Here is a 22,379-nt window from a genome sequence, read left to right as displayed (position 1 = left end):
TTAAGCCGCGGCGCTTACGAGCCCCGCGGCTTCGCGCGCGTCGTAGGCTGAGCCGCCGCCGGATCATCCGGCCAGAGATGGCGCGGGTAGCGCCCTCTCATCTCCTTCTTCACCTCGTTCCAGGAGCCTTTCCAGAAGCTCGGGAGATCCCGCGTCGTCTGTATAGGCCGATGCGCTGGCGAGAGCAGCTCGAGCGTCAAGGGCGCGCGACCGCGCGCGAGCGTCGGGTGGCTCGAAAGACCGTAAAGCTCCTGCACGCGCACCGCGAGGATCGGCCCGTTTTCGGCGGAATAATCCAGCGCATGACGCGCGCCTGCGGGCGTCTCGAAATAGGCCGGCGCTTCCGCATCGAGCCTGCGCGACAGATCGTATGGGAGAAGCCCGGCGAGCGCCGCCTCAAGATCGTCGGCCGTGATGTCGGCAAGGGACGTGCGCCCGTGAATGAAGGGCGCGAGCCAGTCTTCGGCGCGCGCCGCCAAAGCGGCGTCGGAAAGATCCGGCCATTCGTCGCCCTCGGCGCGGCGCAGAAAATCCACGCGGTCGCGCCGCTGCAATTGCGACTTGGTCCATGGCAGCCGCGCGACGCCGAGCGCGGCGACGCCGCGCGTGAGCGTCCGTGCGTTTGCCTCGCACGCCTCAACCGCGAGATTACGCTCGGAAAGCCGTATCGCGCCGAGGCGCCGAAAGGCGCGGCGCCGCAGGCTGGCGCTCGCCGCGTCAAAGACGGTTTCGTCGAGGGTCTCGATGCGCGCGCTTGCGATCGTCTCGACCTCCTCGCCGGTGAGCGGGCAAGCGGCGAGAATGCGCGCCTGCGCGGCGCGGCCGGTTATCTCCGGGACGGCGAGAAAAGGCGCGCGCGACAAAGGATCTTCGATCGGCAATGTCGCGGCGCGGCCGTTCGCCATCAGGAACTCGCCGCGCGCGCCGCGCGACTTCGCGATGCGATCCGGATAGGCGAGTGCGATCAGCGCGCCGTCGGAGAGCCGGGAGAAGTGAGTTTCCTCGTCCTTCGAGACGCCGCTTCGCGGCTCCTCAGGATGAGGAAACTCTTTGTCTCGCGCAGCATTCCTCGACCTCATCCTGAGGTGCGAAGCCATCGGCTTCGCCTCGAAGGACGAGGTCGAGGAAGCGACAGTGATCCCCGTCGCCGCGCCCGCCAACTTCGCCCATTTCGCGGCGAGGCACAGCGCGTCGCGCGCGCGCTTTGAATTTTCCCCCTGCAGGCGCTCGAGCCGGTGCGAGAGGTCGGCGTCCGACCCGCCGAGGCCGCGCTCCGACAGCAGCATCGCGAGTTCGGCGGCGCGCCTGGCTTCGCCTTCTCGCGCGGCCTCGACCACCATCCGCGCCAGACGCGGCGCGAGCGGCAGCGCGCGCATCGCGCGGCCCGCTTCCGTCAGCCTGCCGCCGTCGTCGAGCGCGCCGAGTTCGCGATCGAGCGCGACGGCCTCCTTCCAGGCAGGCGCCGGCGGCGGATCGAGCCATTTGAGCTGATAGGGATCGCTCACGCCCCAGGCCGCGAGATCGAGCGCAAGGCCGGAGAGATCGGCGTCGAAGATCTCGGGAGTTGCGAAGGCTGGAAGCGCCGCGGTCTGCGGCTCATCCCACAGGCGATAGCAGACGCCGGGCTCCGTGCGGCCGGCGCGGCCACGGCGCTGATCGACGCTGGCGCGCGAAGCGCGCACCGCCTCAAGTCGCGACAGTCCAAGGTCAGGCTCGAAGCGCGGCGCCCGCGCCAGTCCGCTGTCGACGACGACGCGCACGCCTTCGATCGTGAGCGAGGTTTCCGCGATCGATGTCGCAAGCACGATCTTTCGGCGGCCCGGGCGCGCCGGCGCAATCGTCCGGTCCTGCTCGCCGCGCTCGAGCGCGCCGTAGAGCGGCGCGACGTCGACGCCCTCCGGCAGCTTGGATTCGGCAAGACGCGCGGCGACGCGTGCGATCTCGCCCTGCCCCGGCAGAAAGGCGAGGATCGAGCCATGCTCCTCGCGCAGCGCCCGAATGATTGCGCGCGTCATCGCGTCCTCGATGCGCGCGTTGGCGTCGCGTCCGAGATAGCGGGTCTCGACGGCGAAGGCGCGCCCCTCGCTTCGGACCGTTCCGGCGTCCATCAGCGCGGCGACGCGCGCGCTGTCGAGCGTCGCGGACATGGCGATGAGCCGCAGCTCCTCGCGCAGCCCCGCCTGGGCGTCGAGCGCCAGCGCGAGGCCGAGATCGGCGTCGAGCGAGCGCTCGTGATATTCGTCGAACAGCACGCCCGCGACGCCTTCCAGCGCCGGATCGTCGAGAACCATCCGCGCGAAGACGCCTTCAGTGACCACCTCGACACGGGTCCGTGCGGAAACTTTCGACTCGAGGCGCATGCGCAGGCCGATCGTTTCGCCGACGGTCTCGCCGAGCGTCGCCGCCATGCGGTTCGCCGCCGCGCGGGCCGCGAGACGTCGCGGCTCCAGCAGAATGAGCTTGCGGTCTTTGCCCCAGTCGGCGTCGAGCAGCGCCAGGGGAACGCGCGTCGTCTTGCCGGCGCCCGGCGGCGCGACGATGACGAGATTGCATGACCCGGCAAGCGCCGCCCGAATCGCCGGCAGCGCGTCATCGATCGGCAGCGACGAAGAGTCATCCGTCATGGGTTTGCGCGCTTCTCAGAAGTTCGGATTCTGCGGCGCGAGCCACATTGCGGACGACGCGCAACGGGTCAAGCCGATGCAAGCGGCCGCAATGAAAAAGCCCCTCCCTTGTGGGGAGGGGCCAAATGTTCGCAGCGAATGTTGAACGTTACGCCGCCTGCTGGATCGCCGACAGCTTCCATTCCCGGGCGCCTGCTCCTGCCGGGCGACGGAACGTCCAGGCTTCGGACGTCTGCGTTTCGCCAGGCGAACCTGGCGCAGGCTTGCCGGTGGCGCGATCCACCATCTCGTCCTTCAGGGCGAAGCGCATCGCGACAGTGGCGTATTCATCGACGCCTTCCCGCCACGCCTCGGACAAGTCGCCTTGCAGCAACTTCACGTCGGATACGCGGTTAACGACGCCCTTGCGGCGGTTCTCCTCCAATTCGTCGTCGAAGTAGGAGGCCATTTCCGGCGTCGACATGGCGCGCAGGGCGCCGATGTCCTCGCGGCTGTAGGCCGCCTGCGTCTCGCCGAGCAGCCGCTCGAAAGCATTATAATCATCGGCCGCGAGCTGGATCGGCTGCGCCATCGCCGCTTCCGGCGTAGCGCCAGAGCCGAAGCCGGCCGCGCCGAAAGGCGCCCGCGCGGTGAAGGGCGAGGTGAAGCCGGGGCTCGGACGGTGGCCGGCGCCCGCCATCACATTGGCGTTGCGACGGGCGAACCAGTTGAAGGCGAGCCGCGCCAGGAAGACGAGCAGCGCGATCTGCAGCAGCAGGCCGATGACCGAAGCGAAGCCCATCATGCCGCCGAACAGACCGTGACCGGTGAGCAGCCCGATGAGTCCGGCGCCGAGCAGGCCGCCGGCGAGTCCGCCCAGAAGGCCTCGGCCGAAGGAGCCGCCAAAAGCCCCTCGGGGTTGCCCCATCTGGCTCGCCATTCCCGGCGCGGGACGCGGGGTGACGCTACGCTCGAACGGCGACGCCGTTCCCGGCATGGTGCGCGTGGAAGGCGGGGCGGACCAGCTGCGCGAGCCGCGGCTGCCAAAGCTGCCGCCGCCGCCCATGCGCGCTTCGGCGATAGCGGGCGCGAGCGCCAGCAACGCCGCAAGCGCGAGAGAAAACAGCGATCCGCGCTTAAGCGCGAAGAGACGCGACATTGTCCTGTATCCTCAATATCCGGGGAACCACGCTCCCCTAGCCGCAAATATATAGGAACCCCGGAACAGCCTCGCAAAGGCTTGGCCGGCGAAATCGGCTTTGCCGGGCGCCGGCGCCTGCAGTAGCCGCCCTTTGCTTCATACGCCGGGCAAGGAGTATGGAGAGGTCGCAAGTCCTTCTTCCCGAGAGCAGTTCGATCCGGCGACATGCGTCAGTACCTCGACCTCCTCGACAAAATCCTGCGCGAGGGCGCGCGCAAGGACGATCGCACCGGCACCGGAACGCTGTCGCTTTTCGGCCATCAGATGCGCTTCGACCTGTCGCAGGGCTTTCCGCTGGTGACGACGAAGCGCGTGCATCTCAAATCGGTGATCCACGAGCTTTTGTGGTTCCTGAGAGGCGAGACCAACGTCCGATATTTGCGCGAGAACGGCGTCACCATCTGGGACGAGTGGGCTGACGAAGACGGCGAACTCGGGCCGGTCTATGGGGCGCAATGGCGCCGCTGGCCCGCGGATGGCCGCGAGATCGACCAGCTCGCGAATGTCGTCGAGGAGATCAAGCGCAATCCGTTTTCGCGTCGCCTCATCGTCTCGGCCTGGAATCCCGCCGAAGTCGACAGGATGGCGCTGCCGCCCTGCCACTGCCTGTTCCAGTTTCATGTCGCGGACGTCGCGGGGCAGAAGCGGCTCTCCTGCCAGCTCTACCAGCGCTCCGCCGACGTCTTTCTTGGCGTTCCCTTCAACATCGCCAGCTATGCGCTGCTGACGCATATGGTCGCGCAGGTCACGGATTGCGCGCCCGGCGAATTCATCCACAGCTTCGGCGACGTGCATCTCTATCTCAATCACGTCGAGCAGGCGCGGCTTCAGCTCTCCCGCGAACCAAAGCCCCTGCCCCGCCTGACGCTCAATCCCGCCGTCCGCGCGCTCTTCGATTTCCGCTACGAAGACGTGCGCGTCGAGAATTACGACTCCTGGCCGGCCATCGCCGCGCCGATCGCGGTGTAGGCGCAGATGGAGCCCAAAATCGTCGCCGTCGTGGCGCGCGGACGCAACGGCGTCATCGGCGTGGCCAATGGCCTCCCCTGGCGGCTCTCGAGCGATCTCAAACGTTATAAGGCGCGCACCTGGGGCAAGCCGATGATCATGGGCCGGCGCACGTTCGAATCGATCGGTCGGCCCCTGCCCGGACGCGAAAGCGTCGTGCTCACCCGCGATCCGCATTTTCGAGCCGAGGGCGCGCATGTCGCGGCGAATGCGTCCGAGGCCTTGGCGACCGCGCGCCGGCTGGCCGCGCTGCTCGGGACCGACGAGATCATCATCGCCGGCGGCGAGGAAATCTATCGCGCTTTTCTCGATGTGACCGATGTGATCGAACTGACCGAGGTCGCGCTTGAAATCGCCGGCGACGCCCATTTTCCCGCGCTCGACCCCCGAGAGTGGCGCGAAATCGCGCGAGACGCGCCGGGCCGCGGGCCCAAAGACGAAGCGGACTTCGCCTATGTCACGCTTGAGCGGCGCCGCGCCTGACCCGACTGAAACCAGTTGCGGCGCAATCCGGCTATCGATATAAAACGCCCCGAAAGCGGCTTTCGGCCATTTCAATCGGAGTGTAGCGCAGCCTGGTAGCGCACCTCGTTCGGGACGAGGGGGTCGGAGGTTCGAATCCTCTCACTCCGACCATTCATCCGACTTTCCGGAACCCCCTCCAAATTTGTGATGGCCAAACGGGCGCGGACTTAGAACCGGTCCTACAATGGACCGGCAATCCCGCCTGCAGGACCCGCCCCTCCGACAATGCCGATTCCCGCGCCGATGGCGTCGCCGGGGCGTCGGGCGCCGTCATCACCGCAAGACCGTGGTCCTCGCCGGCGACGCCGGAACAATCGAGTTGAATTACGCGTTGAAAAAAAAGGGACGTAGTCCTTCGCGGCTCACCGCCCCCCAAACATCGTTCCAAAGGTGCGCCCATGCGTAAGAGTTTAAAGTCCGGGATGGCCGGCGCGTTGTGCGGGCTAATGGCGCTTTCGGCGATGCCGACGGAAGTTCTAGCCGGCCCGATGAGCATGGCCTCGCCCGCCGATATCGGCCTGACGGCTCCTATCGAGACAATCCACTACCGGCGCCAACGCCATCGGCATTATGTGCGTTACTACCATCCGCGTCGCTATTACCGTCGAGGCTACGGTTATCGCTATGATCCGGCTGGAGCGATGTTCGCCGCCGCAGCGCTCGGAATAATGGGCGCGGGCATCGCCGCCGCCACGGCGCCCCGCTACTACGGCTGGGGCTATCCTTATGGCGGGTGGGGCTGGGGCTATCCCTATGGCGGCTGGTGGTGATGACAAGAAGCGCTAAAAGTAACGCACCCACGTCGACGAAGACGTGATGAACCAAAGGGCGCCGTAACGCAGACGGCGCCTTTTCGTTTCTCTCTGTCGGATTTCTTATTCGATCATCTTCGGCGTGCGGCCGACTCCCTGCGCCATTGTTCGTGCTGCGGCCGGCCGCGCGACAACACCAGCTCGCACTTTAAAGCACAGCCGTCCGGCCAGTTCATGGCCCAGACGGCCGCGCTGATCCACACTGAAGCAAGCTCGTCAGATGTATTCGATCGAATATTTCATCGTCACCGCGAAGCCGAAATTATCGCCAGGAGATGGAGACGCCCAAAGTGTTTGCGTTTCATCGCTGACCGTTTCACGAGCAAAGCCGCTTGGGAATTCGAGATTTTCGTCCGCATTCTGAGCCTTTTCCTCTGACTCGAACCAACCGTCGAACTCAGTCCCCCAGAGTTCAACGGTAATTGGAGCGCCGCGCGGCGGCACTCGTTTAGGCCCGATAACGCAATGGGCGACGCTGACCGGCGATGATTGAACCTACGCGAGTGGAATCCAGAGTCAGTCTAGCGCGCATCGGCCTAACCGCCGCCGCAGACTCGTGAATCGAGGCGCGATGGTCTTTGCGCAGATGATCGAACGCGCGCTGACCACAGAGGCCGAGCCGCGCAAAGTTTCACTGCACTATCATGTGACTCGAATTTTTGACTGGCGCCATTGCCGGCGTCGCAATCGCCGTTAGTTTGGCTCTTCGTGAGGCTACGATCTGAGGGCTTAGGGAGGTTGACGCCAAATCACTTTGGGAGATTTAGCATGAACACTACCTTTGCCTCGAAATGCACGCTCGCGCTCATTTTTTCACTCACTATTCCGGCCGCGATGGCCGCGCCGGTTGGAGCTGTTATCTCTGCTTGCGATCGGATGCACGATGCCGGACAAACCTGCAATTACGGCATCAAGGGCAATTCCCTGGTCGGATGCACAAACGACGTCGTTTTCGAATGCCCCGCTGACGGCAGCCGGCAATGCACTGGCTCGAAGAATACGAGCGGAAAATGCAACGAGGATGGAACGGCTGCGCGCGTTGCTACGATGAAGGGCAATGACCTGTTAGACGCGCTTCATGGGAAAGAACTTCACCAATCCAAGTAGGTTCGGCCAACCGAAGTCCAGGCGCCCCGCCGTCCACGGTCGGGGCGTTCCGGGCGAGGCCGGCAAGCGCGCGTTGGAGCGCAGTCTCAGTCACGCTACGCCGTTCATCGATTTCTGACGGCTTGCAGCTTGGCGAACGCGTTACCGACGCGTCCGCGATTTTTCCGTGATCGACCGCCGTCAGTGTCCGTCGTTGGAAAAGTGCTGGTAATCGACGCTTCTTTTCCAACGTCCGCCCCAGCGCCAGCCTTGCCGCGTGAAGGCCCTGGTCACGATGTCGCCATCGACGATGATCCCGACAATATCTCTTCTGCGCTTGGCGGGGTCGTCATAAGCGCGCCCGGCCTCGGGCTCGGTGAGGTTTCCCTCGCGATAGGGGTTTTGAACGGGATTGATGTCGACCGCCATTCCATAGGCGTGTCGCGACATCGCGCCGCGATCTGTCGTTCGGCAGTTGAACGCGCTTGTATTGTTCGCCGCCATGGACTTTGCGTCGTCGCCGCCGAATTCGTCGATCAGCGACATTCGATAGATTCGAAATTTGCCGCTGTCGTAGATTTCCTGAAAAGCGGCGCCGACGGCTTTTGCGGCGCTTCTTGCGACGATCAGAGCGCCAGTTTGGGAGTTGCCGTCGAAGTCAATGTAAGGGACGCTCAGGAGAACGAGTTGGTCACGTCCAGGACAGGGAAGCTCCGCGCGCCACGACCTTCCCTGCATATAGGTCCATATTGCGTCGGGTATGGGTTGAGCCGTGACCTTCGCCCCCCGCGCATGCGCCTCACCGCCTGCAAGGAGCAAGGACAGAAGCGCGACCGCCCGGATGGGCGAGCGGTGAATTGGACTCTTTCGCAATTCGGAAAATGCGATCGACATGCGCCTCTTTCCGGCGTTTCTACACCTTGGAACAATAACCGCCCTGCAGCAGTCGATCCACTCTTCGGCTTCGTTAGGATTGGAGGGCGCGAAACGGCCTCGCCCCAATGTCACTAAGCAACGGTCCCCTGGAAAACAGGCAGCCTGCTGCGTTTTCTCCGCGCTTGCCTCTGCATATAAACGCCCCCTGCGGCGTCGCAGGAGGCGTTCTTGCATCTAACGAACTGGCGCCTGTTTCAGCACACCCACCGCCAAGCGTGGAGATAGTCGTTAAACTGCCAGCAGACGCCAGGGTTGAGCGGGTTCCAGGGGCTGCCCCAATCCCTCTTCTGATAACGCCAGAGTCCGCCATAGGACTGAAGATTGCCATCATAGGGAAATGGCCCCGACCGCTGCGCCTGCGCCGGCGGCGCAAAAGCCACCGGAGCGAAAGCCAGAAGTCCGGCGAATATCATCAGCGTGAGTTTGCGCATTGGTTCCTCCCGATTCGGGCGTTAGCCAATGCAACTGGGATGGGCCTGGGGTCATTCAACCCGTCGGCCCGCACTGCGCGATTGCTCCACTTAAGCCTATCCGCAGCTTGTAGATTCGTTGATGAGCGCAAGCGCCCGTTCAGCGCTTCGCAAAACGCTCGATGGCGTCGATAAACGCCTCTGGCGAAGCCGCAATGCGCCTGGCGATGTGCAGCGGAAATTTGACGAGCATCCGGACCGTCGAGAAAGTCGCTACGAATCTGGCCGAAGAAACAAACCGCTGCATTTTTGTCTCCATTCAGTGGCGGCGCCATCCGTATGCGGGTCGCGGGCGTGTTCGATCCGGGAAATTGGGCGCGCACGCAGTGTAGCCACACGATCCTTTCAGCGGCGTTGCTGCAGTGTTGCCATTGGTTTCCGATTTTGGTCGATTTTGTGCACGACCGGCCGCCAGCGCACGCTCCGTTGATGCCCGCTCGAGCGCCAACAGCGCCGGCTGTCGCAAAAAGCGCCCATTTATCTTGTAGATAGCCACCATTGACGCCAGCCGAGCGGACGAACGGCGCTGTATTCGGAGACGCTATGAGAACGTTGAGTTTGGGCGCAGCCGTCGCTGCGCTGTTCTCCATGACTTCGGCGTTCGGGGCCGAACTTGAGGCGGCGCATCCGCCCGCGCCGCTTATCCCCATGCTCGAGAATAACGCCGCGCCGACGCTGAGGATCGGCGCCTATGTGGGCGCCTTGGCCGACCAGTCCTTGATCAACATCACGGTCCTGCGGCCCTGGCAGCCGAACTTCGCCTCCGGCATTCTCGTCGACGCCCACGCCGTCTATACGGCCTACCGCTTCGCAAGCATTCCTCTGGAGCTCGAACTTGAGGGAGGCGTCGCCAAGCGCTTTGGCAGTCGCGAGGCCGGGCAGCAGTGGGAATTCGATCTGATCCCGATGGCGCGATGGACGTGGTTTCCCTGGAACGATTACGTTTACACCAATTTCAGACTCGGCCTGATCGGCGCGAGTTACGTCACGGGCATCTCAGACTTCGAACGGCAGTTCGACAGCAGCGGCCACAGCTCCCGTTTCTTGAACCTGCTTGTTCCAGAACTCACGGTCTCTCCTTACAAGGAAGCGCCGTTCGAGGTCTTCGTTCGCGTTCACCACCGCTCCGGCGTCTACGGCCTCATCAACGGCGTCCACGGCGCCTCAAACTACATCTCGACCGGGATTCGGTTTACCGCCTTTTGAGTTGCGGCTCGGCGCCGGATGCGGCGCTCGGCCGGTCACCCCCATGATGTCCTTGCGCAGCCGGTCGGCGACGACCGGAACCGCCGCCGCGACCGACGACGACATCGGCTCGCCGATCTCGAAGCTTTCGCCTTCGATCGCGTAAACGACGCAGCATGTCGGCAAGGCGCCAAGCGTGCGCGCGAGCTCCAGCGCTTCGGCGAGGCCCAGACCATGCGTTGACGCGCCCGCGAAAGCCGCCTTTGGCAGCGGTCCCTCGCCGACCTCGAAGCGGCGAATCTCGCCGGAACGCGCGCCCGAGACGCAGGCGTCGACAATGAAGGCGGCGTCTGCGCTTTCGAGCCGCGCCAGCACTCTCGTCGCTTCGCCCTCCTCTTCGATGACTTCCGCGTCGCCGAGCGAGTCTCCGAGCGCGCGCGCGACGGCGCGGCCGGCGGCGTCGTCGCCGCGCTGGGGATTGCCGACGCAGATCACGACCACGCGCCGCCCTTCGCGCGCGCTATCCGCCACGATCGATCTCGAGCCGCAGAAAATGCGTCGCGCAAGAAATGCACGGATCGTGATTGCGGATCGTCTGCTCGCAGCGGTGACGCAACGAGTCGTCCGGCAGGTCGAGCCAGGCCGTCGCGAAGATCCTCAAATCCTCTTCGATGCTCGGCTGGTTTTGCGACGTCGGCGGCACGATGCGGGCGTCCGCAATCTTTCCGCCAGCGTCGAGGCGGTAGCGATGATACAGCATGCCCCGCGGCGCCTCGGTCGCGGCATAGCCCGTCGCGGCGCGCGGCTCCAAATCGACCGCCGGACGCTCCGGCTCCTCATACTGGTCGATGATGCGCAGCGCTTCCTCGCAGGCGTAGAGGACTTCGACGGCGCGCACCACGATGCTACGGAACGGATTCCTGCATGCTGCTCCAAGACCCGCCTCCTGCGCGGCTTCGCGCGCGAGCGGCGACAGAGAGGCGGCGTTCAGCGCGTAGCGCGCCAAAGGCCCCGTGAGAAAGGGGCCGCGCGACTTGATGTGCGCGTGCAGCGCGGTCGAATGTTCGACCTGCGTCTCCTCGAAATGTTCGTCGTATTCGGCCGCCGCAATGTCGAGTCCGCGGCTCGAGGCGATGCGGCCGTGGCTGAAGGGATATTCGCCGTCGCCGCGCAACGCGACGAATTCATAATCGCGTTCGACGTCCGGAAATTCGAAGCCGGCGGTCCAACGCACCGTCGCGAGCGCCCAGTCCCGCGCGCGCTTCAGCTCCTCGGCGAGCGGCTGAAGCTGGCGCCGGCGCGGCGCGCTGTAAAAGCCGCCGACGCGGACATTGATCGGATGAATTTCGCGGCCGCCAAGAAGCGCGATGATCGAATTGCCGACTCGTTTGAGATCAAGCCCACGGCGCACAATATCTGCGTGGTCGCGCGCCATTTCGATCGCGCCCTCATAGCCGAGAAAATCCGGCGCATGCAGCATGTAGATGTGGAGCGTGTGACTCTCGATCCATTCGCCGCAATAGATCAGCCGTCGCAACGCGCGCAGCTGTCCGTCGACGACGACGCCGAGCGCGTTTTCCATCGCATGAACCGCGCTCATCTGATAGGCGACCGGACATATGCCGCAGATGCGCGCGGTGATGTCGGGCGCCTCGGCATACATGCGGTCGCGCAGAAAGGCTTCGAAGAAGCGCGGCGGCTCGAAGATGTTGAGCTCCGCCGATTGCACGACGCCGTCGCGCGCTATCACCTTCAGCGCGCCCTCGCCCTCGACGCGCGCGAGCTGGCCGACCTTGATCGTCTTACTTGTCATGACGCTCGCTTTCCTTGCGGAAGGCGTCGGCATTGGCGTTGAAGGTTCTGTAAACGCGCTTGAGCGCGTCGTCGTCCATGCCAAGCTTGCGCAACCATTCGGAGAGCGACGGCGTGTTGGGCGTCTCCATCGGACCGTAGCAGCCGTAGCAGCCGCGGTTGTAGGACGGACAGAGCGCGCCGCAGCCCGCGTGCGTGACGGGGCCGAGACAAGGCGTCCCATGACCGACCATCACGCACAGATTGCCGGCGATCTTGCATTCGACGCAGACGCTGTGCGGCGGCGTTTGCGGCTTGCGTCCGGCGAGAAAGGCGGAAATCACTTCGACGAGCTGCCTGGTGCTGATCGGGCAGCCGCGCAGTTCGAAATCGACCTTCACGTGGTCGGCGATCGCGGTCGATGTCGCCAGCGTCTGGATATAGTCGGGTCGGGCATAGACAATCGCCGCATACTCGCGCACGTCGGCGAAATTACGCAGCGCCTGGATGCCGCCCGAGGTGGCGCAAGCGCCGATCGTCATCAGTGATCGCGACTGCCTGCGAATTTCCTGAATGCGCGCCGCGTCATGCGCCGTCGTCACCGAACCTTCGACGAGCGAGAGATCGTATGGACCTTCGACGGTCGCCCGCGTCGCCTCAAGGAAATAGGCGATTTCGACTTCGCCAGCGATCTGCAGCAATTCGTCCTCGCAGTCGAGAAGGCTCAGCTGGCAGCCGTCGCAGGACGCGAATTTCCAGAGGGCGAGCTTTGGTCGCGTGCGCTCCACGTCACAGTTCCCGATACGAGAGGAGGCCGCGCACGCGATCGTAGCGATGCACCGGCCCGTCCTTGCAGATGAACAGCGGACCGAACTGGCAATGGCCGCAATGTCCGATCGCGCATTTCATGTTGCGCTCCATCGAAACGTAGATCCGCGAATCCGCGACGCCTGCGTCTTCTAGAGCGAGCGCCGTCGCGCGGATCATCACTTCCGGTCCGCAGATCATGGCGACTGTGTCCGCGGGATCGAAGCGCAGCTTCGAGAGCAAAGGCGTCACATAGCCGACGTCTCCGGCCCACTCGGCGCCGGCGCGCTCCACCGCCACGCGCAGCTGGAAGTCTGGCGTGCGTCGCCATTCCTGGAGTTCGTCGACAAAGATGAGGTCCTCCGGCGCGCGCGCGCCATAAAGAACGCCGACGCGGCCGTAAGCGGCGCGGTGGCGCAACAGCCAGTAGATGACCGGCCGCAGCGGCGCGAGGCCGATGCCGCCGCCGATGAGCAGGACATCGAAACCCTTGGCTTCCTCGACCGGCCAGCCGACCCCGAAGGGACCGCGCAGGCCGACGCGATCGCCAGCATTCACTTTGCCGAGCGCAGCGCTGACCGGACCGACGGCGCGAATCGTGTGGGTGAGCCGCTCTGGCGCATGCGAGTCCCCGCTGATGCTGATCGGTATCTCGCCGACGCCGAATGCGTAGAGCATGTTGAACTGCCCTGGCGTGAACGGCGTCGCGCCTTCTGGCGCGAGATCGAAGGTGAAGACGTCCGCCGACTCGCGAATGAAGCGTGTCACCGGGGCCATGCTCGGCGCCATGGGATAGGTCAGCGGCGCGCAGGCTCTAAGCGTTTGCGGCATCATACATCCCGAGCGCCTGCATGCGCGCCGACTGCAACCGTTTGACGAGCGGCGGAATGAATCGCTTCATCATTTCATAGCCGACGCGCGGATCCGCCTCGCATTTCCCGCGCAGGCACTTGCCGTCGAAGGAGATCGCGCGAGTCAGTTCGACGGCGCGCGCGTCGAATGAGGAACGATAGGGCGGAATGAGCCAGTCGGCGCCGACAATCTCGCCGCTTTTGACGGTAAGGAAAGTGAACGCTCCGCGCCCCGGCACGAAGGTCTCGAGCGCGACGGCGCCATGCCGGACGAGATAGAACGAGTCGGCAGAGGCGCCTTCGCGTAAAAAATAGTCGCCCGGCTGCAGAACGACGTTCTTGGCGCATCCGGCGATGAGCGCAAGAGTGTCTTCATCCAGCCCCTCGGCGAAGGGATGATGACGGAGCAGTTCGGCGATTTCCTTCATCGCGACTCCTGAGCCGAGGCGTCACCGCCGCGGATGGCGCGCACCTCTTCGGTAATGTCGATGCCGACAGGACACCATGTGATGCATCTGCCGCATCCCACACAGCCCGACGAGCCGAACTGGTCGATCCAGGTCGCGAGCTTGTGGGTCATCCACTGGCGGTAGCGCGATTTCGCGCTGGCGCGAACGCTGCCGCCATGAATGTAGGAAAAATCCATCGTGAAACAGGAGTCCCAGCGGCGCCAGCGCTCCGCGCGCGCCCCCGTTAGATCGGAGGCGTCTTCCACCGACGTGCAGAAGCACGTCGGACAAACCAGCGTGCAGTTTGTACAGCTCAGGCAGCGCGTCGCGACCTCGTCCCAACGGGGATGTTCGAGATTGCTCATCAACAGTTGGTTAAGATCGTCCGAACGCATCTTACGTCCCATCGAGGATGCGGTGCGCTCGACAACGGCGTCGCCAGCTTCGATCTCCCGGGGTGAGGCGGGTCGGTGCGGGATTTGCTCCAACAGCGCGCGCCCCTCTTCGCTGCCGGTCTCGACCAGAAAGACGTGCTCGGCCCCATCAAGGAGCTCCGTCAGAGTGAGGTCGAACCCTCGCTCCACGCACGGACCCGCATGCATCGAAACGCAAAAGCACGTGCCTCCGGCCTTGCCGCAATTGACGGCGACGATCAGCGCGCGTTCGCGCAAGGCCTGATAGTGCGGGTCGACGTATAGATCGCTAACGAGGACCCTGTCCTGGATCTCGATCGCGCGAATTTCGCATGCCCGCACGCCAATAAAGGCAAAGCGGTCATCGGGCGGCGCTTGGGGCGCGACGATGACGTCCTCGCCCTGACGTTCCGCCGTCCAAAGCCGCAGTCTCGGCGCGTGCAGAAATTTTTTCCACGACTGCGGCCCGACCGAATATCCAAAGAGCGCCTCATCGTCGCGTCTCGCCAATCTGTAGCGGCCGCCGTCCTGCTCATCCGTCCATCCGCGCGGAAGGTCGTTGAGCGATTCGATATCGTCGTAGACGATCGCCTGATTTTGCAGCGTCGGCCCGATGGCGCGATAGCCGCGCGCGCGAATCGCCTGCAGCAAGCGCGCCAGGCCGTCGACCGTGATGATCGCCGCTGCGCCGTCAGCTTTGGCCATGAGCGCTCCCATCTGGCTCTCTTTCCACTCGGGCCGAGTATATTGGACAAGCAGGATTTTGCTGCGTCCAATCTAACTTTTGTCGGCGGACGTGTGACGCCGCCATGACATCAGCCAGATAATGACGATGCGCAGCCTGAGGGATTTCCAAACGGGTTCGCCGGCGCGCCCGACAGCTTGCCCGGAAGCGGAACCGATCCAACTCACGCCTCGCCGGTTGCTCGCCTCGCGCGCACGAACTATCTTGACCTTCTATTTCGGCCAACAGGCGCGTCGGACAAGGCGACACCAAACGCCGCGGCATCGTTCAGCGCCCGAACCAGCGAGGGAATTGCTCATGTCCAATAGCCCGGACCCGGCCGAGCCCCATTTGCCTGAACCGTCGCCGCACCACGAGAGCTGGGCGACCACGCTCGAGCATGGCATCGAAGAGATCAGGACCCAGCCGCCCGGCATTCTTTTCCTTGATGTCCTCAAAATCGACCTCCCCTATATCGTGATGCTGTCGACAGCCGTGCTCGGCATCGGCATCGTCACCTTCACGGGGCAGCCTGTCGCCTACTACTGGGAATTCCTGACGCCGGTCTATTGCGCTATCTGCATTTATGTCGGCTGGCGCCATACGGAAACGACGCATGAGCGGACGCGGCTCGTCTGGACGCAGGTGCTGCACTGGGCGGCGTTTCTCTTCGGCATGTGGCTGATCTATTCGCCGCCGCTACGAAAACTGATCGACGTCAATGCGGCCGGGCTCAACCTGATGGTGCTGCTCGCCGTCGCGACCTTCGTGGCCGGCGTTCACGCCGCCGCATGGCAAATATGCGTCGTCGGAATCATGCTCGGGCTTTTCGTGCCGTTGGTCGCGATCGTTCAGCGCTCGTCGCTGTTCATTCTCGTCACCGTGCTCGGCATCGGCTTCATCGTCGCCAGCATCTACGTCACGATGCACGCGCATCGTCGAAAGGCGAGCGAGGCGGAGGAGACCGTCTGAGGATGCGCGCCGAAAACCCTTCGGCGCGCAATTGCGTCAGGCGGATGCCGGCTGCGCCGTGAGCGCGGCGCGGATCGCATCTTCTTTGGACTTGTCGAACGACGTCCGCAGCACGACGCCGCCGACTCCTTTCAGCCCTTCGAGAACCTTATCCGTCGTCATCTTGCGCACGAGCAGGAACAGTGCGGCGCCGCCGGGCGGGATCGCGGCGGCGACGTCCTTCATGAATTTGTCGTCGATGCCGAAGTCCGTCAGGGCGCCGGAGACCGCGCCAGCGCCGGCGCCGATCGCCGCGCCGGCGAGCGGCATCATGAAGATCAATCCGATCAGCGCGCCCCAGAACGCGCCGGAGACGCCGCCGAGGGCCGTGGTGTTGAAGAGCTGATTAAGCTTTATCGCGCCATCCGCGTTCTTTACGGCGACGACCGCATCGCCGAGCTCGATCAAATATTCCTTCTGCATGCTGAAAAGCTTCTGCCGAACTTCCTCGGCCTTTTCTTCCGAGGGAAATGCAATCACGAGAAGATCATTCATTGGCCTCTCCTATTTTGCGCGCGGATCTCGGCGCGCCGCCATTGACGATCTAGTTCAGCGTAAAAAGCAAGACAATGCGGCGTGGAGCGACTTCTACCGTTAAATGGCTAACGGCGGCGACGACAGGGCCGCCGGCTGCGCTTCGGGCGAATCCGGCGGCCTCCTCTCCAACAGCGAATCAGTTTTTCCGGCAGCGGGACGCGAGGGCTTCGCGGCGGGCGCGCTGCGGAATGCGACGCGGCGCAGCATAGACGAAGCAGAGCGGCGAGAGCGCCGCAGCCAACAGCAGCATGGCGACGAGCATGGGACCTCCCGAGTTATTCGTTTAATTGACGCCGCCCGCCGCGAAGCGGGCGGCGCGGGTCTCGATTACTCGGTCAGGAGGGCGACGCCTTCCTTGCCGATCAGACGCTGAATGTTGATCAGCAGCTGAAGCACGACGCCGAACACGCCAAGCGCCATCCAGCCGAAGAACACGAAGCCCCAGTGCAGCGGCGCAACGAACAGCTCTTCCATGAACCAGAACGTGTGGCCCCACTCATTCAGGCCGACGTTCGGGATGATCATGAACGGGCCAATCGCCACGATCAGATACGCGACAGAGTACCCCTTCGCGAAATACGGAAGACGCGTCTTCGCATAGAAGAAGCCGCCAACCGCGATAACCGAATAAATCGGGTAGCTCATGTAGAACTCGATGATGTGCGACGGCGTGAAGTCCGTGTCGCGAATCACCGTCATGTGCCAGGTGCCGTCCTGCTCCGTGAAGAACGACGCGCCCCAGTAAATGGCGGCCGCGTAGACCACCAGCCACTGAACCTCGACAACAAGGCGGCGCATCTCTTCGCGCGCCGTCAGAGTCGAGAAATCGCGCGTGCGAGTCTTCCAAAGATAGCCGGCAAGGCCAACGCCCGAAATCAGCTCGAGCGGGATCTCGGTCCAAAGGATCGACATCCAATACGTCTGGAATTCAGGAGCAAACGAGTCAAGGCCAGCGCGCCAGCCGTAAATCTGCTCGTAAATCCGGACAACAAGATAGAAGCCGTTCAGAACCGCAAGGCCAATCCACATGCCCTTAAGGTCAACTACAGCTTCCGTGCCAGCAGCAGCCCGGGCTGCTGTGTCAGTCGTCGAGCTCATTGTTGTTAACTCCTCCATGGATTTTCTCTCGAAGAGACGCTCTTCGAGGCTGACGCATCTTGCGTGTTATGGCGCTTCGAAACAGTGACTTTGTCGCCAAATAAAGCCCAGAACCCGCCAGCGAGGAGGTTGCGCCGGCGATCGAATTCGTCCTGCGCGCAATAAAAAAAGCCCGGCGCAGAACGCCGGGCCTTCGAGCTTCGTTCGCCGTCGTTAGACCGGCTGGGGCTCCATGCCGCCGACGTCGGGTTCGGGCTTCGGTCCGGTCGTCGGCACCGCCGTGCCACGCGGCGGCGGAGTCGAGACCGACTCGTCGCGCACGGGACGCTTGCCGGCGAGCAGCCCTTTCATCTCGTCGCCCGTCAGCGTCTCGAATTCGAGCAGCGCATTGGCGAGCGTGTCGAGCTGGCTACGCTTTTCGGTCAGGATGCGCATCGCCTCGTCATAGGCTTCCTGCACCAGCCGGCGCACTTCCCCGTCGATCGTCTGCTGCGTCGCTTCGGAAAGCGTCTGCTGGCGGCCGATCGAATAGCCGAGGAACTGTTCCTGCTCCGGGTTGGCGTAGGCGACGGCGCCGAGCTTGTCCGAGAAGCCAAGCTGCGTGACCATCGCGCGCGCAACGCGGGTGCACTGCTGGATGTCGGAGGCCGCTCCGGACGTCACCTTGTCATGGCCAAAGACCATTTCCTCGGCGACGCGGCCGCCCATGGCGATGGCGAGCATCGCGGTCAGCTGCTCGTAGGTCTGCGAGATCTGATCGCGCTCCGGAAGGCCCTGCACCATGCCGAGCGCTCTGCCGCGCGGAATGATGGTCGCCTTGTGGATCGGCATCGCGCCGGGAACCGAGAGCTGAACGAGCGCATGTCCGCCCTCGTGATAGGCGGTGAGCTTCTTCTCCTCGTCCGTCATCACCAGCGTGCGGCGCTCCGCGCCCATCATGATCTTGTCGCGCGCGTCCTCGAACTCCTGGTTCGTGACGATCCGCTTCGAGCGCCGCGCCGCGAGCAGCGCCGCCTCGTTGACAAGATTCATCAGATCGGCGCCCGAGAACCCAGGCGTGCCGCGCGCGACGACCTTCAGATCCACGTCCGGCGCCAGCGGCACCTTGCGGGCGTGAACCTTGAGGATCTTCTCGCGGCCGATGAAATCCGGGTTCGGCACCTGGATCTGCCGGTCGAAGCGGCCCGGACGCATCAGCGCCGGATCGAGCACGTCCGGACGGTTGGTCGCGGCGATCAGGATGATGCCCTCATTCGCCTCGAAGCCGTCCATCTCGACAAGCAGCTGGTTCAGCGTCTGCTCGCGCTCGTCATTGCCGCCGCCAAGACCGGCGCCGCGGTGACGTCCGACGGCGTCGATCTCGTCGACGAAGATGATGCAGGGCGCGTTCTTCTTCGCCTGCTCGAACATGTCGCGCACGCGCGAGGCGCCGACGCCGACGAACATTTCGACGAAGTCGGAGCCCGAGATCGAGAAGAAGGGCACGCCCGCTTCGCCAGCGATCGCGCGGGCCAGCAGCGTCTTGCCGGTGCCGGGCGGTCCGACGAGCAGCACGCCGCGCGGGATGCGTCCGCCAAGGCGCTGGAACTTCTGCGGATCGCGCAGGAATTCGACGATCTCCTGCAGATCCTCCTTCGCCTCGTCGACGCCGGCGACGTCCTCGAAGGTGACGCGCCCCTGCGTCTCCGTCAGCAGCTTCGCCTTCGACTTGCCGAAGCCCATCGCGCGGCCGCCGGCCCCGCCCTGCATCTGCCGCGCCATATAGATCCAGACGGCGATGAACAGCAGCAGCGGCAATCCGTTGACGAGCAACGTCGTGAGCCAACCGGGACTGTCGTTCGCCGGCTTGGCGCTGATCTGGACCTTCTTCGACTCAAGCTTCTGCACCAGCCCCGGATCATTCGGGGCGTAGGTCGTGAAGGAGCGGTTGTCGTTGAAGTGGCCCGAAATCTCGTTGCCGGAGATCGTCACATCGTGGATGCGCCCTTCATCGATCTGCACCAGCAGCTCGCTGAAGGTGATCTCGCGCGCGGGCGTGCGGGTCTGCTGGTGCTGGAACAGACCGAAAAGCAATGCGCCGACTGCGACGAAGACGACCCAAGGCAAATATTTTTTCCAATTCGCCTTCATTTTCACCTCCATGACGAGAGCCGCGGCGAGCCCGGCGTCGTCGCCAATATGTATGCATCCCCAGCCAGAGGCGAAGATGCCCCCTGACTAGCGCAGGATGAGATTAGAAGTAATCTAGGTCAGGATGGCGCAATAGCCAAACAGGCTCCATAATTCGCCAAAAGTAGAGGCGGATGCGTAAGATTGTCATAGCCGGCCTAAACGAATGCCTGGGCTCGGCTTTTCTGGGACTGACCGACCTTTTGGCGCTCGCGCGCCGCGCGATCGGCCGCGCCGGCGCGCCCGGTCTGAGCGCTGAGGATCCTTTCTACGTCGTCGCCGCCAGCGCGAATGGCGAGCCGATCCGCGATCTCACTGGAGCGAGTTTTCCCGTCGCCGCCTCCTTCGAGGCGATCACAACCTGCGACGCAATCATCGTGCCGAGCTTCTCGCCGGACGAGAACGGAAAGCCGCCGGACATGTCGCACCTGGGGGCGGCGGCCGCCTGGCTGCGCCGCCACCATGCGCGCGGCGCGCTGATCGCGGGCTGCGGCTCGGGCGTTTTTCTCCTTGGCGAGGCAGGCCTCCTCGACGGCCGCCGCTGCACGACGAGCTGGTGGCATCAGGAGGAGCTGAAGCAGCGCTATGGGCGAATCGACGCCGCCTGGGGCGCGCGGCTGATCGAGGACCGTCGAGTCGTCACCTCCAGCGGCCCCCTCTCCTGGATCGACGTCGCCCTGCACGTCATTCGCACGCTTTGCGGGGTCGACGCCGCGCGCGTCGCGGCGGATTTCACCGTCGGCGAGGCGGCGCTCGTGAAAGGCGGGCCGCGCGGCCCGGCCGCCTACAGCGCCACAACCTTGAATGAAGGCGTGGACGCTTTTCTCACCGAGGCGGAGCGAATCGTCCGGCAGTCCGATTCGTCGTTCAGCGCTCAGGAGCTGGCGCGCGCGCTGTCGACGTCCGAGCGGACGCTGCATCGCAAGCTCAAACAGGCCTCAGGAGAGTCGCCGAAGACCTTCATCGATCGGATACGGGTCGAGACCGCGCGGATGCTGCTCGAGACCAGCGCCAAGCCGGTCAAGGAGCTCGCCTCGAGCGCCGGCTTCGCCGACGAAGCGAGCTTTCGCCGCGCTTTCCGCCGCTTCTCCGGCATGGCGCCGAGCGCCTATCGCGTATGGGCGCGCGCCAGAAGCCAGGCCAAAGGCCAGCTCTTTGCGTTGCGCAAGGACGCGGAAATCATCCCGCAAATGTTGACCACCATCTTCGACGCCTGCGTCAACGGAGTCACGCTCGCGGACCCGGACCTCGAAGACTCGCCCATCATTTACGCGAACAGGCCGTTTATGCGAATCACCGGCTACGAACTCGACGAGATCATCGGGCGCAACTGCCGCTTCCTTCAGGGCGAGGATCGCGACCAAGAGGGAAGACTGCGGCTGCGCGAAGCCATCCGCAACCGGGAACAGGTCGAAGTGACGCTGCGGAACTACCGCAAGGACGGAACGCTCTTTCACAACAAGCTCAACATTACGCCCCTGTTCGACCCGAACGGACGGCTCCTGTATTTCCTCGGCGTGCAGTACGACGTCAGCACTCAGGTGCAGGCGGAGCTGGAGATCGGCGACCTTAAAGCGAAGCTTATGTCATTGACGGATTAATCGTCGTTGCGCCGCACAGCCGCTAAAGCCAGGCCGACTAGTGATTGATTAAGACCGGATTACCGGCTGCAAGCCGAATCGTCGCGGCGAATGCTGAGGGCCTGCCGTCAGCGCAATGCAATAGCTTTTCCCACTTGGCTTATTTCAAAGTCAGTGCGCTAATTTGTCGCGTCTGTCCCAGATGCGGTTTTTCCACAACGGGGCAGCGAGCCATAGGACAAGCGCCAATGAACGCCATCTCAGCGATTCTCTCGATTTTCGCCGCCGCCGCCGCAATCACGCTTGCGATCACCGCGTTCGTAAACGCCTAAGCGCTCCACGCCCACATCTAACAACGTCGCTCGCCGCCCCGCGGCGAGGCGACTGCGCCCTGCGCCGGATGTGTTCGGAGACCTGCTCCTCCCTCAGTTCAGGCTCGAAACCCGCTTGAGCGGCGTCTTTCCAGATCGGCGAGATTGACCGACGGGGAAGCGAGGTCAGGCGCAAGGCGTCTGAACTGCGCGTCGAGCGCGGGCCCAATTTCATAATGCACAGCATGCATCTCAACGCCGTCGACTCGTAGCGACGCCAGCGCTTCGCCGGCGCAGCCCCGAAGCGACAGGAGCTGATGGACGGCGCTGTCATAAACGGCGATCAAATGCGTGAGCGCGGCCGCTTCGGCGATCTCATTGAGCGCGACGCCGAGCTGACCGATCATTGCGTCGACGTAAGGCGCCTGCCCGCCAGGGTCCTCAACGCCGCGCAGCGTCCACCGACTCGCTTCCCAGATCAGCGGACTCTCGATTCGCTGACCTTCCGGCAAGGCCGCTGCGAAAGCATCGTTCAGCATCGTGCCGCCAGTGGTCGGCAGCAATCTTAAGGCTCCTGCGACGCATTCATTGTCGTCCAGCGCGAGAACGTAAAGCGGGTCGAGGGAATCGAAATAATCCAATGCCGCCAGTCGATGGACTGGTCCAGACGACCGGCCCTGGCGCGAGCGTCCGACGCTCAGGCGCAAGTCCAGCATTTGATCCATGAACCTGGGAAAGTGCGCGCGCGCTTCGCCGGGCAGCAGCGCGATCATCGCTCGCGGCCGCCGAGCCGGGGCGCATCGACGCGCGGG

24 protein-coding genes and 1 tRNA gene are annotated in these 22,379 nt (G+C 64.0%); 8 read left to right on the top strand and 17 right to left on the bottom strand.

The genetic code is table 11. The features are described 5' to 3' along the window. Positions 1-14: 14 nt before the first annotated feature. Together hrpB and AC0X69_RS19225 are read right to left on the bottom strand one after the other, a co-directional pair. A complete protein-coding gene (gene hrpB, locus AC0X69_RS19230) occupies positions 15-2,624 on the bottom strand; it encodes an ATP-dependent helicase HrpB (RefSeq protein ID WP_482609873.1) in 2,610 nt (869 codons plus the stop codon). 148 nt (positions 2,625-2,772) lie between these two features. Beyond that, positions 2,773-3,762, bottom strand: a complete 990-nt coding sequence (locus tag AC0X69_RS19225) for a TIM44-like domain-containing protein (RefSeq protein WP_482609871.1) — start codon at positions 3,760-3,762, stop codon at positions 2,773-2,775. Positions 3,763-3,969: 207 nt separating this feature from the next. On the opposite strand from AC0X69_RS19225, the gene AC0X69_RS19220 reads away from it, so the two are divergent. The 4 genes from AC0X69_RS19220 (at position 3,970) to AC0X69_RS19205 (ending at position 6,107) form a co-directional block, all read left to right on the top strand. Continuing rightward, complete coding sequence (locus AC0X69_RS19220) at positions 3,970-4,773, top strand: thymidylate synthase (RefSeq protein WP_482609869.1); 804 nt, start codon at positions 3,970-3,972, stop codon at positions 4,771-4,773. Between the two features lie 6 nt (positions 4,774-4,779). Then, a complete protein-coding gene (locus tag AC0X69_RS19215) occupies positions 4,780-5,295 on the top strand; it encodes a dihydrofolate reductase (protein WP_482609867.1) in 516 nt (171 codons plus the stop codon). Between the two features lie 76 nt (positions 5,296-5,371). After that, positions 5,372-5,448, top strand: a tRNA-Pro gene (locus AC0X69_RS19210). A 287-nt stretch (positions 5,449-5,735) separates the two neighbouring features. Then, positions 5,736-6,107 (top strand): hypothetical protein, encoded by a 372-nt coding sequence (locus AC0X69_RS19205; protein ID WP_482609865.1) that lies wholly within the window; start codon positions 5,736-5,738, stop codon positions 6,105-6,107. A gap of 258 nt (positions 6,108-6,365) precedes the next feature. Here the strand turns inward: AC0X69_RS19205 and AC0X69_RS19200 are convergent, their stop codons facing one another. Continuing rightward, entirely contained in the window at positions 6,366-6,593 is a 228-nt protein-coding gene (locus AC0X69_RS19200; RefSeq protein WP_482609863.1) for a hypothetical protein, read from the bottom strand. A 324-nt stretch (positions 6,594-6,917) separates the two neighbouring features. Between AC0X69_RS19200 and AC0X69_RS19195 the strand changes: the two genes are divergently transcribed. Beyond that, positions 6,918-7,256 carry a hypothetical protein gene (locus AC0X69_RS19195; protein ID WP_482609862.1) on the top strand — a complete coding sequence of 113 codons (339 nt, stop codon included), beginning with the start codon at positions 6,918-6,920 and terminating at the stop codon, positions 7,254-7,256. A 180-nt stretch (positions 7,257-7,436) separates the two neighbouring features. Here AC0X69_RS19195 and AC0X69_RS19190 read toward each other — a convergent pair whose 3' ends face one another. From AC0X69_RS19190 to AC0X69_RS19180, 3 genes are all read right to left on the bottom strand, one after another. Then, on the bottom strand, positions 7,437-8,129 hold the full coding sequence (locus AC0X69_RS19190) for a M15 family metallopeptidase (RefSeq protein ID WP_482609860.1): 693 nt from the start codon (positions 8,127-8,129) through the stop codon (positions 7,437-7,439). Positions 8,130-8,365: 236 nt separating this feature from the next. Continuing rightward, on the bottom strand, positions 8,366-8,602 hold the full coding sequence (locus AC0X69_RS19185; RefSeq protein ID WP_482609858.1) for a hypothetical protein: 237 nt from the start codon (positions 8,600-8,602) through the stop codon (positions 8,366-8,368). A gap of 139 nt (positions 8,603-8,741) precedes the next feature. Further along, positions 8,742-8,888 (bottom strand): hypothetical protein, encoded by a 147-nt coding sequence (locus tag AC0X69_RS19180; RefSeq protein ID WP_482609856.1) that lies wholly within the window; start codon positions 8,886-8,888, stop codon positions 8,742-8,744. Between the two features lie 296 nt (positions 8,889-9,184). Between AC0X69_RS19180 and AC0X69_RS19175 the strand changes: the two genes are divergently transcribed. Then, entirely contained in the window at positions 9,185-9,847 is a 663-nt protein-coding gene (locus AC0X69_RS19175; protein ID WP_482609854.1) for a hypothetical protein, read from the top strand. Here AC0X69_RS19175 and AC0X69_RS19170 read toward each other — a convergent pair. From AC0X69_RS19170 to AC0X69_RS19145, 6 genes are read right to left on the bottom strand one after another with little or no spacing between them, the layout of a single operon-like run. Beyond that, a complete protein-coding gene (locus tag AC0X69_RS19170; RefSeq protein WP_482609853.1) occupies positions 9,806-10,357 on the bottom strand; it encodes a hydrogenase maturation protease in 552 nt (183 codons plus the stop codon). The two genes, AC0X69_RS19175 and AC0X69_RS19170, sit on opposite strands and share 42 nt — an antisense overlap. Next, complete coding sequence (locus AC0X69_RS19165; RefSeq protein WP_482609851.1) at positions 10,347-11,639, bottom strand: Ni/Fe hydrogenase subunit alpha; 1,293 nt, start codon at positions 11,637-11,639, stop codon at positions 10,347-10,349. The genes AC0X69_RS19170 and AC0X69_RS19165 overlap by 11 nt, the downstream gene beginning before the upstream one ends. Next, a complete protein-coding gene (locus tag AC0X69_RS19160; RefSeq protein WP_482609849.1) occupies positions 11,629-12,405 on the bottom strand; it encodes an NADH-quinone oxidoreductase subunit B family protein in 777 nt (258 codons plus the stop codon). Before AC0X69_RS19160 ends, AC0X69_RS19165 begins: the two co-directional genes overlap by 11 nt. Before the next feature lies 1 nt (position 12,406). Then, entirely contained in the window at positions 12,407-13,201 is a 795-nt protein-coding gene (locus AC0X69_RS19155; protein ID WP_482609848.1) for an FAD/NAD(P)-binding protein, read from the bottom strand. A 37-nt stretch (positions 13,202-13,238) separates the two neighbouring features. After that, positions 13,239-13,703, bottom strand: a complete 465-nt coding sequence (locus tag AC0X69_RS19150) for a cyclic nucleotide-binding domain-containing protein (protein ID WP_482609846.1) — start codon at positions 13,701-13,703, stop codon at positions 13,239-13,241. Beyond that, positions 13,700-14,842 carry a 4Fe-4S dicluster domain-containing protein gene (locus tag AC0X69_RS19145; RefSeq protein ID WP_482609844.1) on the bottom strand — a complete coding sequence of 381 codons (1,143 nt, stop codon included), beginning with the start codon at positions 14,840-14,842 and terminating at the stop codon, positions 13,700-13,702. The genes AC0X69_RS19150 and AC0X69_RS19145 overlap by 4 nt, the downstream gene beginning before the upstream one ends. 337 nt (positions 14,843-15,179) lie before the next feature. On the opposite strand from AC0X69_RS19145, the gene AC0X69_RS19140 reads away from it, so the two are divergent. Then, positions 15,180-15,833 carry a hypothetical protein gene (locus tag AC0X69_RS19140; protein WP_482609842.1) on the top strand — a complete coding sequence of 218 codons (654 nt, stop codon included), beginning with the start codon at positions 15,180-15,182 and terminating at the stop codon, positions 15,831-15,833. A 36-nt stretch (positions 15,834-15,869) separates the two neighbouring features. Here AC0X69_RS19140 and AC0X69_RS19135 read toward each other — a convergent pair whose 3' ends face one another. The 4 genes from AC0X69_RS19135 to ftsH form a co-directional block, all read right to left on the bottom strand. After that, positions 15,870-16,367 (bottom strand): DUF1269 domain-containing protein, encoded by a 498-nt coding sequence (locus AC0X69_RS19135; RefSeq protein ID WP_482609840.1) that lies wholly within the window; start codon positions 16,365-16,367, stop codon positions 15,870-15,872. 178 nt (positions 16,368-16,545) lie between these two features. Beyond that, positions 16,546-16,671 (bottom strand): hypothetical protein, encoded by a 126-nt coding sequence (locus AC0X69_RS19130; RefSeq protein ID WP_482609838.1) that lies wholly within the window; start codon positions 16,669-16,671, stop codon positions 16,546-16,548. 65 nt (positions 16,672-16,736) lie between these two features. Continuing rightward, positions 16,737-17,507 (bottom strand): bacterial ammonia monooxygenase, subunit AmoC, encoded by a 771-nt coding sequence (gene amoC, locus AC0X69_RS19125; RefSeq protein ID WP_482609836.1) that lies wholly within the window; start codon positions 17,505-17,507, stop codon positions 16,737-16,739. 213 nt (positions 17,508-17,720) lie between these two features. Beyond that, the gene (gene ftsH, locus AC0X69_RS19120) at positions 17,721-19,637 is read right to left on the bottom strand and encodes an ATP-dependent zinc metalloprotease FtsH (protein WP_482609834.1); all 1,917 of its coding nucleotides are present in this window, start codon (positions 19,635-19,637) and stop codon (positions 17,721-17,723) included. Between the two features lie 173 nt (positions 19,638-19,810). Between ftsH and AC0X69_RS19115 the strand changes: the two genes are divergently transcribed. After that, positions 19,811-21,277, top strand: coding sequence for a GlxA family transcriptional regulator (locus AC0X69_RS19115; protein ID WP_482609832.1), 1,467 nt, complete (start codon positions 19,811-19,813; stop codon positions 21,275-21,277). A 409-nt stretch (positions 21,278-21,686) separates the two neighbouring features. Here AC0X69_RS19115 and AC0X69_RS19110 read toward each other — a convergent pair whose 3' ends face one another. After that, the gene (locus AC0X69_RS19110; RefSeq protein WP_482609830.1) at positions 21,687-22,340 is read right to left on the bottom strand and encodes an acyl-homoserine-lactone synthase; all 654 of its coding nucleotides are present in this window, start codon (positions 22,338-22,340) and stop codon (positions 21,687-21,689) included. Between the last annotated feature and the right edge of the window lie 39 nt (positions 22,341-22,379).

The organism is Methylocystis sp. Uni0008 (assembly GCF_056838045.1).
This window is presented reverse-complemented; position numbering and strand designations above follow the sequence as displayed.

Excerpts from the sequence above, each read along its gene's own strand:
- AC0X69_RS19135 (WP_482609840.1), bottom strand. The coding sequence starts at position 16,367 with ATGAATGATCTTCTCGTGATTGCATTTCCCTCGGAAGAAAAGGCCGAG.
- AC0X69_RS19155 (WP_482609848.1), bottom strand. The coding sequence starts at position 13,201 with ATGGCCCCGGTGACACGCTTCATTCGCGAGTCGGCGGACGTCTTCACC.
- amoC (WP_482609836.1), bottom strand. The coding sequence starts at position 17,507 with ATGAGCTCGACGACTGACACAGCAGCCCGGGCTGCTGCTGGCACGGAA.
- ftsH (WP_482609834.1), bottom strand. The coding sequence starts at position 19,637 with ATGAAGGCGAATTGGAAAAAATATTTGCCTTGGGTCGTCTTCGTCGCA.
- AC0X69_RS19190 (WP_482609860.1), bottom strand. The coding sequence starts at position 8,129 with ATGTCGATCGCATTTTCCGAATTGCGAAAGAGTCCAATTCACCGCTCG.
- AC0X69_RS19215 (WP_482609867.1), top strand. The coding sequence starts at position 4,780 with ATGGAGCCCAAAATCGTCGCCGTCGTGGCGCGCGGACGCAACGGCGTC.
- AC0X69_RS19165 (WP_482609851.1), bottom strand. The coding sequence starts at position 11,639 with ATGACAAGTAAGACGATCAAGGTCGGCCAGCTCGCGCGCGTCGAGGGC.
- AC0X69_RS19150 (WP_482609846.1), bottom strand. The coding sequence starts at position 13,703 with ATGAAGGAAATCGCCGAACTGCTCCGTCATCATCCCTTCGCCGAGGGG.
- AC0X69_RS19205 (WP_482609865.1), top strand. The coding sequence starts at position 5,736 with ATGCGTAAGAGTTTAAAGTCCGGGATGGCCGGCGCGTTGTGCGGGCTA.
- AC0X69_RS19185 (WP_482609858.1), bottom strand. The coding sequence starts at position 8,602 with ATGCGCAAACTCACGCTGATGATATTCGCCGGACTTCTGGCTTTCGCT.
- AC0X69_RS19110 (WP_482609830.1), bottom strand. The coding sequence starts at position 22,340 with ATGATCGCGCTGCTGCCCGGCGAAGCGCGCGCGCACTTTCCCAGGTTC.
- AC0X69_RS19175 (WP_482609854.1), top strand. The coding sequence starts at position 9,185 with ATGAGAACGTTGAGTTTGGGCGCAGCCGTCGCTGCGCTGTTCTCCATG.
- AC0X69_RS19180 (WP_482609856.1), bottom strand. The coding sequence starts at position 8,888 with ATGCAGCGGTTTGTTTCTTCGGCCAGATTCGTAGCGACTTTCTCGACG.
- AC0X69_RS19220 (WP_482609869.1), top strand. The coding sequence starts at position 3,970 with ATGCGTCAGTACCTCGACCTCCTCGACAAAATCCTGCGCGAGGGCGCG.
- AC0X69_RS19115 (WP_482609832.1), top strand. The coding sequence starts at position 19,811 with ATGCGTAAGATTGTCATAGCCGGCCTAAACGAATGCCTGGGCTCGGCT.
- AC0X69_RS19130 (WP_482609838.1), bottom strand. The coding sequence starts at position 16,671 with ATGCTCGTCGCCATGCTGCTGTTGGCTGCGGCGCTCTCGCCGCTCTGC.
- AC0X69_RS19195 (WP_482609862.1), top strand. The coding sequence starts at position 6,918 with ATGAACACTACCTTTGCCTCGAAATGCACGCTCGCGCTCATTTTTTCA.
- AC0X69_RS19225 (WP_482609871.1), bottom strand. The coding sequence starts at position 3,762 with ATGTCGCGTCTCTTCGCGCTTAAGCGCGGATCGCTGTTTTCTCTCGCG.
- AC0X69_RS19140 (WP_482609842.1), top strand. The coding sequence starts at position 15,180 with ATGTCCAATAGCCCGGACCCGGCCGAGCCCCATTTGCCTGAACCGTCG.
- hrpB (WP_482609873.1), bottom strand. The coding sequence starts at position 2,624 with ATGACGGATGACTCTTCGTCGCTGCCGATCGATGACGCGCTGCCGGCG.
- AC0X69_RS19145 (WP_482609844.1), bottom strand. The coding sequence starts at position 14,842 with ATGGCCAAAGCTGACGGCGCAGCGGCGATCATCACGGTCGACGGCCTG.